This window comes from Serratia silvae (assembly GCF_023282985.1).
Lineage (GTDB): Bacteria > Pseudomonadota > Gammaproteobacteria > Enterobacterales > Enterobacteriaceae > Chania > Chania silvae.
In genome coordinates this window covers 46,044-59,175 of record NZ_JAGQDC010000009.1, presented here as the reverse complement: position 1 = coordinate 59,175, position 13,132 = coordinate 46,044, and the positions used below count along the sequence as shown (strand labels likewise).

Genomic DNA, 13,132 nt, shown 5'->3' with positions numbered 1-13,132 from the left:
TTTACCCGTCGTCTTTCAAGCCGTAGCGTTGTTATCTGCACAATCTCACCCCAGTCAATTACGAAAAGTAAGCTCCTGGGGATGAGATAGTTTGTCGCCTAGCTACGACTTGAAATCCATAGGGTAAAATATCAGTTCAATAAATTACTTAGGTTCGGTACCAAACCATTTTTTGTAGATTTCGTTGTAAGTCCCGTTTTCGCGCAGGGTTTTCAGTGCGCCGTTGACTTTTTCGCGCAGCTCGTCGCTGCCTTTCGGGAAAGCGATGCCATACTGCTGGGCTTCAAGGGATTCGCCTACGGTTTTGAACTTGCCAGCACCTGCGGTTTTGATGAAATACAGGATGTTTGGCGTATCGTGCAGCACGGCGTCAGCACGCTTGGTGCCCAGTTCCATATAGGCGTTGTCGATGTTCGGGAACTGACGCAGATCTTTGGTTTTGATGTGCTGCTTGGCGTAGTCCACCGAGCCGGTGCCGCTCTTCACTGCTACTACTTTGCCGTCCAGATCCTGGATGCCTTTCACGCTGTCGTTGTTAGCGTTGACCATCACCAGCAGGCCGCTTTTGTAGTAGCCGTCGGAGAAGTCGATCGCTTTTTTGCGTTCGTCGGTGATGGTGATACCGGCCAGCGCCAGATCGACGTTCTTGGTTTGCAGCGCAGGAATGATGCCGCTAAAGTCCATTGGCTTCAGGGTGTAATCCAGCTTCAGCTCTTTGGCAATCGCTGCCCACAAGTCGATATCGAAACCAACGTATTGGTCACCTTGTTTGAATTCAAATGGTACGAAAGCGGTGTCCGTGGCGACAACCAGCTTGTCTGCTGCGTGAGAGCTAACGGCAAAGGCCAGGGAAAGTGCGGCCAGGGAAACTTTAAAAATAGACTTCATGAGAGAAATTCCTGTACAGGTTGCGGATTACCCATTTTTTATGTTGCATTTTGTGCTATGGAAGAATCGTGCCAAGTTTGCAATCATTATAAAAACAAGGGGTTGTGTTGTGATGTTGGGTTTGGATTGCCCATTATAATTTTTATGCACCACTGATGGGCACCAAAATGGTGCAATGCGACCATGGTGGTGCAACTGAGCTATCATCAACTAAACAATAGCCGGGAAACAACCGATAATTAACAATTATCGATCAATAATGATAACTAACTCTAACTTTATAGCCATAGTCCGATTTCATTTGGTGCAAACCGGTGTGTTTGCAGCAGGGATTTGGCTAACGTAACTGGCTGTCTTTGCTGCCCCGGCGATTGAACAGAGTGCTGTCGGCCTGTTTTTTATCCAACTCCGCCTGGCAGTTGACACAGTAACGCACTCCTTGCAGTGCCAGACGCCGTGCTTGCGGGATCTCTGCGCCGCATTCCTGGCAATATTGTTCGCTTTCGCCGTGGCCGAGGGCCTGACGAGCACGTTGCACGGCATCATCTACCGTTGAGTCGATTTGATCCTGCACCGCGCCGTCCGCTGTCCATCCGCCTGCCATGCCTACCTCATTAGTGAACCTGTGAATGCTGGTTGAATAATATCCAGTGTAATCCAGCGTGTTTTTTATACAACCTGTCTTGCAGATAAAAAAAACAGGCTGGGGCAAGGCCCACAACCTGTTGTTTAGCGTAAAGATACCTGGGTTTATTCGATATTGGATTCGATAAACCACAGGAACTTGTCCAGATCGCGCGATGCGGCGGTGAACATGTCTGCAGTGTCTTCATCCGGAACTTCCGTGATGGCTTTACGGATATCGTTGGCGACGGCCGCATAACGATCGGCCAGCGCTTTCAGGTGATCTTGCACGCTGTGAATATTGGTGGGATAGCTTTTCAGCGGGGTTTTGTCATTCACCACCTGTACCGTTCCCAGCGCGACGCCACCGAGCTGTACGACACGTTCTGCAAAAGTATCCTGATGGTCGGTGATGGCGGTGCGGAAGCCGTCGAGCATTTCATGCACGGCAATAAAATTGGCACCACGCATGTTCCAATGCGCCTGCTTGGTGATCAACGACAGATCGATAAACTGCACAACCTGATAGTTCAGCGCCTTGATTGCGGCTTGCTTGGTTTTCTCATCCACGTCATTCCGTGTGTACAACAGGTCAGAAGATTTCGTTTTCACCAGTTTAGCGGTACTCATAATAGATATCCTCTTCTTGATGGGTGTATACCCGTCGTCTTTCAAGCTGCAGCGTTGTTACCTGCACAGCTACTCGGCCCATCCCTGGACCTCACCCCTTCGGGGCCGCTGTGTACAGCGTTCAAATCTGTTCCCGACAGATTTGTCACACCCCAGTCACTTACTAAACGTAAGCTCCTGGGGATGAGATAGCTTGTCGCCTAGCTGCAACTTAAAATCCATAAGGTATTCTTCCTATTTTGTTACGGGAGAAATTATAGCAGCTTAATTTTATTTTGCAGGGCGAAAAGGGCGATTAAATAAATAGGTAATAACCGCTGGATATTTTCAGTGGAAAGGCGTATGGCATACTTTATGGTCTACTAGGTATTGATAAGAAACGTTTTTCAAGGTTTCAGAGGGTAAGGTTGAGATCCCCCAGTAATAATAGACACCGATTGGAGCGATATTTCAATGCGCAATTATTGTAGAGTGTTTTCGAGTGTTGAAATAGGGCTTATTTTTCCCATTAATTCATATTGATAGCCAATTATCCCTAGGGTGTCCGCCGTAACTCTTTTTTGTACAATCACAGGTTGCTATGGATCGAGGCTCTGTTGAGCAAGGGCGCGGATATTTTGACGGTATCGGTCTGCGTCTTGCCATCGATAATATGCAGCGCAGCATGACGACCTATTTCGTAATGCGGCAGTTGTACCGTTGAGAGCGGTGGTAAAAATAGTTCGCCAATGCCGACCATATTGTCGTAACCCACTACTGCCACATTTTGTGGGATGCGCAGACCCTGTGCCAGTAGCGTCTGATAGACCATAAAGGCGATACGATCGTTGCCGCAAATGACCGAGTCGAACATCGGATTACCCTGCTTGATATGCGCCAGCACAATGGCTGGGATATCACGGTAGTGCTCATCGCCATGCTCCATATAGAAATGTATGAGGGTGTCAGGGTTGATACCCGCTTGCCGACAGGCGCGCTCCAGTCCCTGACGGCGGCGCAAGGTAGCAAGATGGTGTTTTGGCAGATGCAGGCAGAGTGGTTGACGATGACCTGCGGCGAGCAGCGCCTGCACCGCCTCGAACTGACCTTGTTCGTCGTCCGGAATGTAACTGGCGACAGGATCGTGCAAACTTTCACAGTTGGCCAGCACGCACGGAAGGGTGAGCAGTTTGGTCGGCAGCGGCACCTGACGCAGTCCCATCGTGGTGTAGATGATGCCGTCTGGCCGGTGTGAAAGTAAAAGGTCGACAATAGTCTCTGGATTATCGTCAGAGAACATGTTTACCACGAAACTGTTCCAGCCATACGCCCGGGCGGTCTCTTCGATCGACAGCGTGATTTCCACCGAGAATGGCGTGGTAACCGTGTCAAGAGCCAGCACCCCGATAGTGTTCGGTGTGGCATGGGCGCCGCGTATTTTTTTCGCTGACAGGTCGGGAACGTAATTGGTTTCCTTGATGGCGGCCTGTACGCGCGCCAGGGTTTCAGGCTTTAACCTTTCCGGGCTATTGAGCGCGCGGGAAACCGTCATGAGCGACACATTTGCCAGTTTCGCCACATCCTTTAGAGAAGCCATATCTATTACTCCCGTCATTACCTTCAGGGAACAGGCTATACGACGAAGTTGCTGATGTAAAAGGTTCATCGGATATTCTGTCGTAGAAAACGAAACAACCGTAGCGAGTGATTTTTGATCGCGATCTCATTTTTGCATTGTTAACGTTAACTTTTGTGATTAACATCATGAATATCAGCAAAACGACAAGAGTTTTTATATTTGTTAACGTTACCATGCGAGCATTACTCCAACACGAGAATGCCATTATGAAAGCGCATCACTCTCATAGCTACCCAATACTTAGTGCATTACTGTTCTTCTTTTTCGTGTCCTGGTCCTCTACTGGCTCTTTACTCTCTATCTGGTTGCATCAGGAAGTGGGGCTGAAAGCGGGGGATACCGGTATTATCTACGCGGTGCTCTCCGCCTCCGCACTATTGGCGCAAATCTTCTACGGCTTTATCCAGGATAAACTCGGTCTGCGTAAAAACCTGCTCTGGACCCTTACCGGGTTGTTAATCCTTTCCGGGCCTGCCTATTTGTTGTTTAGTTATCTTTTACAAATCAATATATTGCTCGGAAGTATTTTCGGTGGGATCTATATCGGCATAACCTTTAACGGCGGTATCGGCGTGCTGGAATCGTACACCGAACGCGTGGCGCGCCAGAGCCAGTTCGAATTCGGCAAAGCGCGGATGTGGGGATCGCTGGGCTGGGCGGTGGCGACGTTCTTCGCAGGGCTCCTGTTTAACATCAACCCGAAACTAAACTTCGCGGTCTCCAGTTGTGCCGGGCTGGTGTTCTTTATCCTGCTGGCGCGACTGCGAGTGTCTTCTGCGCCGCACGCGATGCAGGAGGCGGTGTCCGGTGGCAAAGTGACGCTGGATGATGTGCTGCGTCTGCTGGCGCTGCCGCGCTTCTGGGCGCTGGTGTTTTTCGTCATCGGTACCTGTATTTACAGCGTTTACGATCAGCAGTTCCCGGTTTACTTCTCCTCACAATTCCCAACGTTGCAAGAAGGCAATGCCATGTACGGTTATCTCAATTCATTCCAGGTGTTCCTCGAAGCGGCCGGGATGTTCTGTGCACCGTGGTTAGTCAACCGTATCGGCGCGAAAAATGGCCTGATTTTCGCCGGGATGGTGATGGCGTCGCGTATGGTGGCCTCCGGGCTGGTGGAAGGGCCGTTGCTTATTTCCATCACTAAGCTGTTGCACGCGGTAGAGCTGCCGATTCTGTTGGTCGCCATCTTTAAATACAACAGCTTAAATTTCGACAAACGCCTCTCTTCCACGCTCTATCTGGTGGGGTTCGCCTGCACCAGCTCGGTTATCGCTTCGGTGCTGTCGCCGCTGGCAGGTTATAGCTACGAGAAATACGGCTTTGCCGAGTCCTATCTGATTATGGGACTCCTGGTGTTCTGCACCACTTTTATCTCCATCTTCCTGTTGCGCTCCAGTAAGTTATCTTCAGACCCTCTGATGTCGCAACCTTCTGCTATATGAATGAAAAGAGTAAAGAATATGACGTATTCAATATCCAAGGCTGAACAGGAACTGCAGGCTAAATGTGAAACGCTGAACTTGCGTTGGTATCCGCGCTACCATCTCGCCGCGCGCGCGGGCTGGATTAACGATCCTAACGGTCTGGTCTGGTTTGACGGTTGGTATCATGCTTTTTACCAGCATCATCCGTATTCCACGCAGTGGGGGCCGATGCACTGGGGCCATGCGCGCAGTAAAGATCTGGTTCATTGGGAGCATCTGCCGGTCGCGCTGGTCCCGGAAGGCTCGGAAGATAAAGACGGCTGTTTCTCTGGCTCGGCGGTTGTTGATGGCGACACCCTGGCGTTGATTTATACCGGGCATAAATTCCACGGCGACGCCAGCGATGAGGCTAACCTCTATCAGGTGCAGTGTCTTGCGACCAGCCGCGACGGGGTCCGCTTCGAGCGCCAGGGGATCGTGGTGGATACCCCGCCGGGTACGCACCATTTCCGCGATCCGAAAGTGTGGCGTGAAGGGGATAGCTGGTACATGATAGTCGGCGCTCGCGATGGCGAGACAGGCCAGGTGCGCCTGTATCGTTCCGCCGACCTGCGTCAGTGGCACGATGTTGGAGTCCTTGACGAAGCGGAAAAAGAGATGGGCTATATGTGGGAGTGCCCGGACTTCTTCACCCTCAGTGATAAACGCATCCTGATGTTTTCTCCTCAGGGGATAGCGGCTGAAGGTTTCAAGAACCGTAATCTGTTCCAGAGCGGCTATCTGCTCGGCGAATGGCAGCCAGGGCAGCCGTTTGTTCGCGAAGGCGAGTTCGTTGAAATCGACCACGGCCACGACTTTTATGCACCGCAAAGTTTCCTGACTCCCGATGGCCGCCGCGTCGTTATCGGCTGGCTGGATATGTGGGAATCGCCGTTGCCCGAACAGCAAGATGGCTGGGCGGGAATGCTCTCTCTTCCGCGCGAACTGAGCCTCAGCGCAGATAACCGCCTGCAAATGCGTCCGGTCAAAGAGGTAGAGGGCCTGCGCGGCGCGTGGTTCCCATGGCCAGTCAGTATGTTGAAAAACCAACAGACCACGATGGTAGAAAACTGCGAAGCAATGGAGGTGATCCTAAACTGGGATTGTGCTAACAGCAGCGCAGAACAGTACGGCATCAGCTTTGGCGATGGTCTGCGTGTTTATGTTGATGCGCAGATGCAGCGCCTGGTTCTTGAGCGCCGTTATCCGCAGTATGGCCTGTGTGGAGTCCGTAGCGTACCGTTGATAACCGGAGCACCGCTGAAACTGCGGTTGTTCTTTGATAGCTCTTCTGTGGAAGTTTTTGCTAATGATGGTGAGGCGTGCCTCAGCAGTCGTATTTACCCGGATGCTGAGCGCCGTGAGCTAATGCTATTTGCCTGGAGCGGTTCGGCTTCCCTATCCGAGGCGGGGGCCTGGCAGCTAGAATAATCTATTCATATACCAGGGATGTAGGAAACAACATCATGCGTATGTTTGTTTCTACTCTCAAATTTATAGGTTTTAAATAGGTTAATAACCCGCTTTTGATGATGGGCGGGTTATTATTATCGTCACTATCGAGTTTTACCCATAAATATAAATTACCTCTTAATTAAAAAGAACAATGGATTGACGATGAAAAATAATAATTGCGCGATTCTGGCGCCGGGAAACTACGATATCCACACTATCCATACGTCCTGGCAGTTACCAAATATTATGGATATGCCAAATTTTAATACCTACCTCGGGGCTTATGCTTCCTGGTTAGATTCTTCAGCGATAAATCCAGGTGACACCGATACGCGCTATGGCATGAGGGTGCGTTTTAAATATTTATTCTAAAATAGGGCGGTTAAGGAAACACTATGAAACTTTGGACAATTGGCGATGCAGTAATCGATTTATTACCTCAGTCAGATAGGCAATATAAGGCTTGTGCAGGCGGTGCGCCGTTAAATGTTGCCGTTGGTGCAGCTCGTTTGGGGGGGAATTGTGGTTTTATTGGCAGAGTCGGGGATGACCCATTCGGTCACTTTCTACAGAAAACACTCTCCTCAGAGGGAGTCGAAACGCAGCATATACAGTTTGATAAGCAATATCATACCAGTACCGTGCTGGTAGCTCTGGGGAATGACAGCGAACGCAGCTTTACATTTCTGGTAAATCCTTCTGCCGACCAGTTTTTATCCTCTGAGAATTTACCAGACTTTGCTGATGATATATTGCACTTTTGTTCGTTGGCTCTGGTTGCCAAGGAGAGTCGTGAGACCTTGGTCAAGGCGATAAGTTTACTAAAGCAACGTGGTGGCACTTTGAGCTTTGATGTCAACCTGCGGGAAAAAATGTGGGGAAATCCCCAGGAGATGCTGGCAACAGTAACTCAATTTGCTCATCAGGCCGATATTTTAAAGCTTTCAGAAGAAGAATTATACTGGATAACCGGTACGACTCATGATGAAAAAGCGTTGGAAAGAGTAAAGCTATTTCCTTCTAGCCTTAAAATTGTCACCCGTGGTATCCAAGGGGCTATCGCCTTATGGCAAGACCTGGTCATACACGTAGACTCGTACAAGGTGAAAAGTGTAGATACGACGGGGGCAGGAGATGCCTTTATCGCTGGGCTGTTGGCAAATATCTCTCTCGGAAATGATTTGCAGGACTTTGAACAATTGAAATTAGCCCTGACGCAAGCCAGCGCCTGTGGCGCGCTGGCGACGACACAAAAAGGAGCTTTATCAGCATTACCCGATGCGGAGGGGGTCAGACGTTTTATTGAATATGAGCATAGACTGACATTTAAGGTTAATTCTATAAACCTTCTTGAGTGAAATGCAGCAGACCTATCCCAATAGGGAGGGCAATAAGTTATGTTAAAATGGATCTGGCGGGACGTTGTTTGGGTTGACTACGGATTTTTTCGCACGTCAGAGGTGGCAGGAAAAGAGGTTATTGAGCCGATCGGCTGACCGGCTCCAGGAAGGTTACAACAGCAGTTCGTAGTGTACTTTCACCACCACTTTCTTGATGTTTTTCGGCTCCGCTATCTGGCAGCCGGGTTTGTGCGGCTCCAGTGGGAAGAAGATCACATACATGCCCGGCGTCAGGTTCAGGGTTTGCGGGCTACGTTTGATATCCAGCCACTGCAGATCTTTGCTTTCATCGTAAGGATCGCTGTTGTCCCAACTGTTTGGCAGACCAAAATCAATCCGCTCTTCGCCACCGATCAGGATCTGGATATCCAGATACTCCTGGTGAAGCTCGGCGCGTTTGCTTTCCGCCGGTTCCGTCATCAGCTCCATCACGTTCATAAACACCCGATCGCCATCGATCTCATGCCGGCCCAACGGCAAGCCAGGCAAATCGTACTGACGCACGGTGTTAAGGATATTGGCTAAAGCGGGTGAGAGGCCGCGCCCGAAGCGGGGATTATACAAACTGCCATAGATCATCCTGATTCTCCCAAATAATTAACAGCCCAAAAGACCTGCTTAGAGTATGCCTATTATTGTTCGGGAAAAAAGTTAACTGGCTTGCAATCATGCAACATGTTGAGCGTGGCGCCGGGGAATTTCCGCCAGACGCCAGCAGGGTTACGAGAGGCTTTCAACCTGTGGTTTGGGTTTGATGGTTAACGTGGCCCCCATGGAGGCGGTAATGATGGCGGCCAATGCCAGCCATTGCGTTTGGTTAAGGTGTTCGTTGAGAAAGATCATGCCGGAAAGGGCGGCCATCGCCGGTTCCAGACTCATCAGGGTGCCAAAGGTGCGGGCGGGGATCTTGGGTAATGCGATAATTTCCAACGAGTAAGGCAATGCGGTAGAAAGCACCGCCACGGCCAACGCCAGCGGTAGAATATCCACGTTCAACAGCGCACTGCCGGCTTGCCAGGCACCGATTGGGCAGAACACGATGGCGGCGATCAATGACCCCACGGCAACGGTGCCTGGCCCGTGATCCCCACCGGCCTTCTGGCCGAAGATAATGTATATCGCCCAGCAGGCACCGGCACCCAACGCACAGGCAGCGCCGACGGGATCGATACTGCCCATATCGTGGCCAAGCGGTAGCAGAAACCATAAACCGGCGATAGCCAGCGCCACCCAGATAAAATCGATCGGGCGGCGGGAAGAGAACATCGCCACCGCCAGCGGGCCGGTAAACTCCAACGCCACCGCAATACCTAGCGGCACCGTGCGTAATGAAAGGTAAAACAGGTAGTTCATCGCCCCCAGTGACAAGCCATAGATCAGCAATGGCAACCGGCTACCGGCGGCGAAACGCATGCGCCACGGGCGGAAAATGATAAACAGGATCAGCGTACCGATGCTCAGGCGCAGGGTGGTGATGCCTTCGGCCCCCACCAGTGGGAACAGGCTTTTGGCTAATGAAGCCCCGCTCTGGATCGAGATCATCGCAATGATCAGTAAACACACGGGCACCAGCGTGGAAGACGCTTTAGTGGTTACAGACGAAGACATCCTTTCAGGCCTTATGGAACTCCCCAGCGTCTGGGAAGGTATTGAGTACAGGTGTTGCACAGTGTAAAGGAATTGACAGCCAGGTGTTGGCGAAAAACGGGGGCCGAGATGAATCTGTCAAAAATATGCGCCAACTTGGTTCAAGTACTCAATAAGTGCGCTTTTTTTAAGAGTATTCTGGAATTCGGGTAGGTGATTAGCGTCACAAAAAAGGATAGAATGCACCGAAAGTATAGGAAAATTAGTATGATGGAGTATTCTTGAAATCTTCTGTTACACGATATAAAGAATTAGACACTCTTTTAAAGGCAGAGTTTCACACTAATTTTTGCTATATTTTCAATGTATGAGAAATTGAAGCACTTTAATAATAAAACGCGTTTGAGGTGGTTATGAAAAAAATTGCATGTCTTTCCGCAGTAGCAGCTTGTGTATTGGCCGTAACAGCAGGTACCGCATTTGCTGGTGAGAGCACCGTATCCGCTGGCTATGCTCAGGGTGATTTCCAAGGCGTTGTTAACAAAGCTGACGGTTTCAACCTGAAGTACCGTTACGAGTACGACAACAGCCCACTGGGTGTGATCGGTTCTTTCACCCACCTGGAAAAGAACAACTCTGAAGACGGTTTCTACAACAAAGCGCAATACAACTCTATCACTGCCGGCCCAGCTTATCGTTTCAACGATTGGGCGAGCATCTACGGTGTGATCGGTGTGGGCTATGGTAAATTCACTTCCAACGCTCAAAACGGTCACAACAACAACAACACCAGCGACTACGGTTTCAGCTACGGTGCTGGTTTGCAGTTTAACCCAATGCAACAGGTTGCTCTGGACATGGGTTACGAACAGAGCCGTATCCGCAGCGTTGACGTTGGCATCTGGAACGTGGGTGTTGGTTACCGCTTCTAAGATTTCCCACGCTTTCGGGCGTGAGCGAGTGGCCTTGTTGGCCATGCTCAATGAAAATCCGCCTTTTAGGGGCGGATTTTTTTTGCCGGTAATTCACATCCGGCTACGTAATTAATCCATTGACGGATTTTCACCGTTTTCCTCTGTTGCAGCTGGAGCCTTCGCGTGGCCGAGGGTTGAGTGAGCAGGCGCTGCGTTTTATTGCCGCTCAGGGGCTGCGGGCCAACGTAGTGCAGCAGGCAGAGGACATCCAAACCTTGTTGGCGCTGGTGGCGGCGGGGATAGACGTGGCGCTGTTGCCGCAAAGCATTGCGTTTATTGCTCCGGCTGGGGTCGATATTTTGCCGTTAAGCGGCGAGCAGACGCAGTGGCAGGTTGGGCTGGCGTGGAACCCGCAGCGGCCTGATGTGCTACGGGATAATTTCATCCAGGGTATCTTGAACTCACAGCGGTCGGTATAACACCACCGTTGGCAGTTGATGGTATTCGCTGCGGTGGCTTGCCACAAAGCCGACTTTCTTCGCCAGGCCAAGCGAAGGGCGGTTATCCGGCGAGATGATACAAACGACTTTGTCCTGTGAGAAATTCTCTTTGGCCCAGACCAGCGCGGCATTCAAGGCTTCGGTGGCATAGCCTTTACCGTGCGCAGCCGTGATCAGCGTCCAGCCCATTTCGGGGACATCGAGTGCGGGTTGAATATCACGGTGAAAATCGGCGAAGCCAATCCCGCCAATATACCTGCCGCTGTTTTTCTCCCGCACCGCCCAGTAGCCGTAACCCAGCAATTTCCAGTGGCCGATGTAACGCAACAGGCGGCCCCAACTGTCTTCCTTATCGCGTGGCGTGCTGCCGATATAGCGCACCACCGCAGGATCGGCCCACATGGCGGCCAAATCGTCAAAATCTTCCAGCCGGTGGGCATCCAGGATCAGACGTTCGGTGATCAAGGTGGGGGCAACGGTGTGAGTGGTCATGGCTTCCTTCCTGAACAAGAGAAAAGGCGCTGCCGGAGCAACGCCTCAAGATACTCATTACTGTAGCCGAACTGCTTTGGCTCTAGCAATACCAGGAAGTTACACCACCAGCCACAGTAACCAGGTAAAGGCGAAACCACTTAAGCCGAGCAGGGTGGTTAATACCGTCCAGGTTTTCAGGCCATCGGCTACTGACAGGCCAAGGTATTTGGTGACGATCCAGAAGCCGGAGTCGTTAACGTGGGATAACCCCAGGCCGCCAAAGCAGGTAGCGAGCGTAACCAGCACCAGTTGCATCGGGTTAAGCCCGATAACCGCTTCAGACAACAACCCACCGGTCGTCAGAATGGCAACGGTAGCCGAACCCTGCGAAGCACGCAGTGCCAGCGAGATAATAAATGCTGCCGGGATCAACGGCAGGCCAATCGTGGTCAGCACATCTGCCAGCGCCTTACCCACGCCGGACTCTACCAGCACCTTGCCAAACACGCCGCCCGCACCGGTGACCATAATGACTACTGCCGCTGTCGGTAACGCTCCTCCCATCACGTCGCTGGTATGTTGCAGACTCCAGCCACGACGGATTGCCAGCAAATAGAACGCCAACGCCAGGGCGATCATTAACGCTACGCCCGGAGAGCCGATTAATGACAAGGCATCACGCAACGCTGAACCAGGTGGCAGCAGGGTAGCAGAAACGGTGCCCAGCATAATGATAGCGATAGGAATAACGATCAGCGCGGTAATTAACCCGGCGCTCGGAGGATTAATCCGATCGCTGAGTGGGGCTTTGCCTTCCGGTGCTGGCTCAGGGGCTGCCAGTTGCAGCTGTTCCAACACCTCAATGGAGAGTGGGTAGGCTTTACGGTTGAGATATTTCGCCGCGAAGTAACCGATAACGCCCACCGGGATACAGATGACCAGGCCGATAATGGTCAGCCAACCGATATCGGCATTCAACAGCCCCGCCGCCGCGACTGGGCCTGGGTGTGGTGGCAGAGCTACGTGGACCGTCAGCATCACACCGGCCATCGGCAAGCCAAACTTCAACGGTGAGACTTTTGCCACTTTGGCAAAGCCATAGATGATCGGGGCCAGGATGATAAAGCCGACGTCGAAAAACACCGGAATGCCAAGGACGAACGCAGCACTGGTTAGTGCGGCAATGGTGCGCTTTGGCCCCATAACTTTACTGAAGCGTTGTGCCAGTGATTCTGCACCGCCCGAATGTTCGATCATCCTACCCAGCATCGCACCCAGGCCGATGATAATGGTCACCGAGCCGAGTACACCGCCCATCCCGGCGGTCATCACTTTCATGACTTCACCGGTTGGGATCCCGCTGGCAAGCGCGACCAGTAGACTGACGACCAGCAGGGCGACAAACGGCTGAACCTTCGCCTTGATGACCATCAGTAGCAGCAGTACGACACCCAGTACGGCAATGATCAGTAGCATAGTTGGAGACATAGCATAGCCTTTAATTCAGGTAAGAGTCCGGCACCGCGATCGCCCTTGGGCGATACGGGTGCGTTTATTTTTTATGTTGTTAAAACTG

The 13,132-nt window shown here is 51.5% G+C and carries 12 protein-coding genes and 2 pseudogenes; 6 read left to right on the top strand and 8 right to left on the bottom strand.

From position 1 onward, the window contains the following. Positions 1-144: 144 nt before the first annotated feature. The 4 genes from glnH to KAJ71_RS12710 all read right to left on the bottom strand — a co-directional run bounded on the left by glnH (position 145) and on the right by KAJ71_RS12710 (position 3,718). Positions 145-888: a glutamine ABC transporter substrate-binding protein GlnH gene (gene glnH, locus KAJ71_RS12725; RefSeq protein WP_248946066.1), complete on the bottom strand. Its 744-nt coding sequence runs from the start codon at positions 886-888 to the stop codon at positions 145-147. Positions 889-1,225: 337 nt separating this feature from the next. Continuing rightward, on the bottom strand, positions 1,226-1,492 hold the full coding sequence (locus KAJ71_RS12720; RefSeq protein ID WP_248946065.1) for a DksA/TraR family C4-type zinc finger protein: 267 nt from the start codon (positions 1,490-1,492) through the stop codon (positions 1,226-1,228). Between the two features lie 146 nt (positions 1,493-1,638). Next, positions 1,639-2,142, bottom strand: coding sequence for a DNA starvation/stationary phase protection protein Dps (gene dps, locus KAJ71_RS12715; protein ID WP_248946064.1), 504 nt, complete (start codon positions 2,140-2,142; stop codon positions 1,639-1,641). 568 nt (positions 2,143-2,710) lie between these two features. After that, a complete protein-coding gene (locus tag KAJ71_RS12710; protein ID WP_248946063.1) occupies positions 2,711-3,718 on the bottom strand; it encodes a LacI family DNA-binding transcriptional regulator in 1,008 nt (335 codons plus the stop codon). Positions 3,719-3,963: 245 nt separating this feature from the next. Between KAJ71_RS12710 and KAJ71_RS12705 the strand changes: the two genes are divergently transcribed. The 4 genes and pseudogenes from KAJ71_RS12705 (at position 3,964) to KAJ71_RS12690 (ending at position 8,039) form a co-directional block, all read left to right on the top strand. Next, positions 3,964-5,205, top strand: a complete 1,242-nt coding sequence (locus tag KAJ71_RS12705) for an MFS transporter (protein ID WP_248946185.1) — start codon at positions 3,964-3,966, stop codon at positions 5,203-5,205. Positions 5,206-5,223: 18 nt separating this feature from the next. After that, positions 5,224-6,657: a glycoside hydrolase family 32 protein gene (locus KAJ71_RS12700; RefSeq protein WP_248946062.1), complete on the top strand. Its 1,434-nt coding sequence runs from the start codon at positions 5,224-5,226 to the stop codon at positions 6,655-6,657. 108 nt (positions 6,658-6,765) lie between these two features. Beyond that, positions 6,766-7,053, top strand: a pseudogene (locus KAJ71_RS12695) (carbohydrate porin); the annotation flags it as partial. A 23-nt stretch (positions 7,054-7,076) separates the two neighbouring features. Beyond that, positions 7,077-8,039 (top strand): PfkB family carbohydrate kinase, encoded by a 963-nt coding sequence (locus tag KAJ71_RS12690; protein ID WP_248946061.1) that lies wholly within the window; start codon positions 7,077-7,079, stop codon positions 8,037-8,039. Positions 8,040-8,192: 153 nt separating this feature from the next. On the opposite strand, the gene nanQ is transcribed toward KAJ71_RS12690, so the two are convergent. Then, positions 8,193-8,660, bottom strand: a complete 468-nt coding sequence (gene nanQ / locus KAJ71_RS12685) for an N-acetylneuraminate anomerase (RefSeq protein WP_248946060.1) — start codon at positions 8,658-8,660, stop codon at positions 8,193-8,195. A gap of 141 nt (positions 8,661-8,801) precedes the next feature. Next, positions 8,802-9,689 (bottom strand): threonine/homoserine exporter RhtA, encoded by an 888-nt coding sequence (gene rhtA, locus KAJ71_RS12680; protein WP_248946059.1) that lies wholly within the window; start codon positions 9,687-9,689, stop codon positions 8,802-8,804. Between the two features lie 392 nt (positions 9,690-10,081). Between rhtA and ompX the strand changes: the two genes are divergently transcribed. Then, on the top strand, positions 10,082-10,600 hold the full coding sequence (ompX, locus tag KAJ71_RS12675; protein ID WP_248946058.1) for an outer membrane protein OmpX: 519 nt from the start codon (positions 10,082-10,084) through the stop codon (positions 10,598-10,600). Between the two features lie 128 nt (positions 10,601-10,728). Next, positions 10,729-11,061, top strand: a pseudogene (locus KAJ71_RS12670) (LysR substrate-binding domain-containing protein); the annotation flags it as partial. On the opposite strand, the gene KAJ71_RS12665 reads toward KAJ71_RS12670, so the two are convergent. Together KAJ71_RS12665 and KAJ71_RS12660 are read right to left on the bottom strand one after the other, a co-directional pair. Continuing rightward, a complete protein-coding gene (locus tag KAJ71_RS12665; RefSeq protein ID WP_098928031.1) occupies positions 11,044-11,574 on the bottom strand; it encodes a GNAT family N-acetyltransferase in 531 nt (176 codons plus the stop codon). The pseudogene KAJ71_RS12670 and the gene KAJ71_RS12665 sit on opposite strands and share 18 nt — an antisense overlap. Before the next feature lie 99 nt (positions 11,575-11,673). Continuing rightward, positions 11,674-13,044, bottom strand: a complete 1,371-nt coding sequence (locus KAJ71_RS12660; RefSeq protein WP_248946056.1) for a GntP family transporter — start codon at positions 13,042-13,044, stop codon at positions 11,674-11,676. Positions 13,045-13,132 lie beyond the last annotated feature (88 nt).

What these genes read in the sequence shown, in the direction of transcription:
- KAJ71_RS12700 (WP_248946062.1), top strand. Translation starts at nt 5,224, where the DNA reads ATGACGTATTCAATATCCAAGGCTGAACAGGAACTGCAGGCTAAATGT.
- KAJ71_RS12720 (WP_248946065.1), bottom strand. Translation starts at nt 1,492, where the DNA reads ATGGCAGGCGGATGGACAGCGGACGGCGCGGTGCAGGATCAAATCGAC.
- KAJ71_RS12665 (WP_098928031.1), bottom strand. Translation starts at nt 11,574, where the DNA reads ATGACCACTCACACCGTTGCCCCCACCTTGATCACCGAACGTCTGATC.
- KAJ71_RS12690 (WP_248946061.1), top strand. Translation starts at nt 7,077, where the DNA reads ATGAAACTTTGGACAATTGGCGATGCAGTAATCGATTTATTACCTCAG.
- ompX (WP_248946058.1), top strand. Translation starts at nt 10,082, where the DNA reads ATGAAAAAAATTGCATGTCTTTCCGCAGTAGCAGCTTGTGTATTGGCC.
- nanQ (WP_248946060.1), bottom strand. Translation starts at nt 8,660, where the DNA reads ATGATCTATGGCAGTTTGTATAATCCCCGCTTCGGGCGCGGCCTCTCA.
- rhtA (WP_248946059.1), bottom strand. Translation starts at nt 9,689, where the DNA reads ATGTCTTCGTCTGTAACCACTAAAGCGTCTTCCACGCTGGTGCCCGTG.
- glnH (WP_248946066.1), bottom strand. Translation starts at nt 888, where the DNA reads ATGAAGTCTATTTTTAAAGTTTCCCTGGCCGCACTTTCCCTGGCCTTT.
- dps (WP_248946064.1), bottom strand. Translation starts at nt 2,142, where the DNA reads ATGAGTACCGCTAAACTGGTGAAAACGAAATCTTCTGACCTGTTGTAC.
- KAJ71_RS12710 (WP_248946063.1), bottom strand. Translation starts at nt 3,718, where the DNA reads ATGGCTTCTCTAAAGGATGTGGCGAAACTGGCAAATGTGTCGCTCATG.
- KAJ71_RS12660 (WP_248946056.1), bottom strand. Translation starts at nt 13,044, where the DNA reads ATGTCTCCAACTATGCTACTGATCATTGCCGTACTGGGTGTCGTACTG.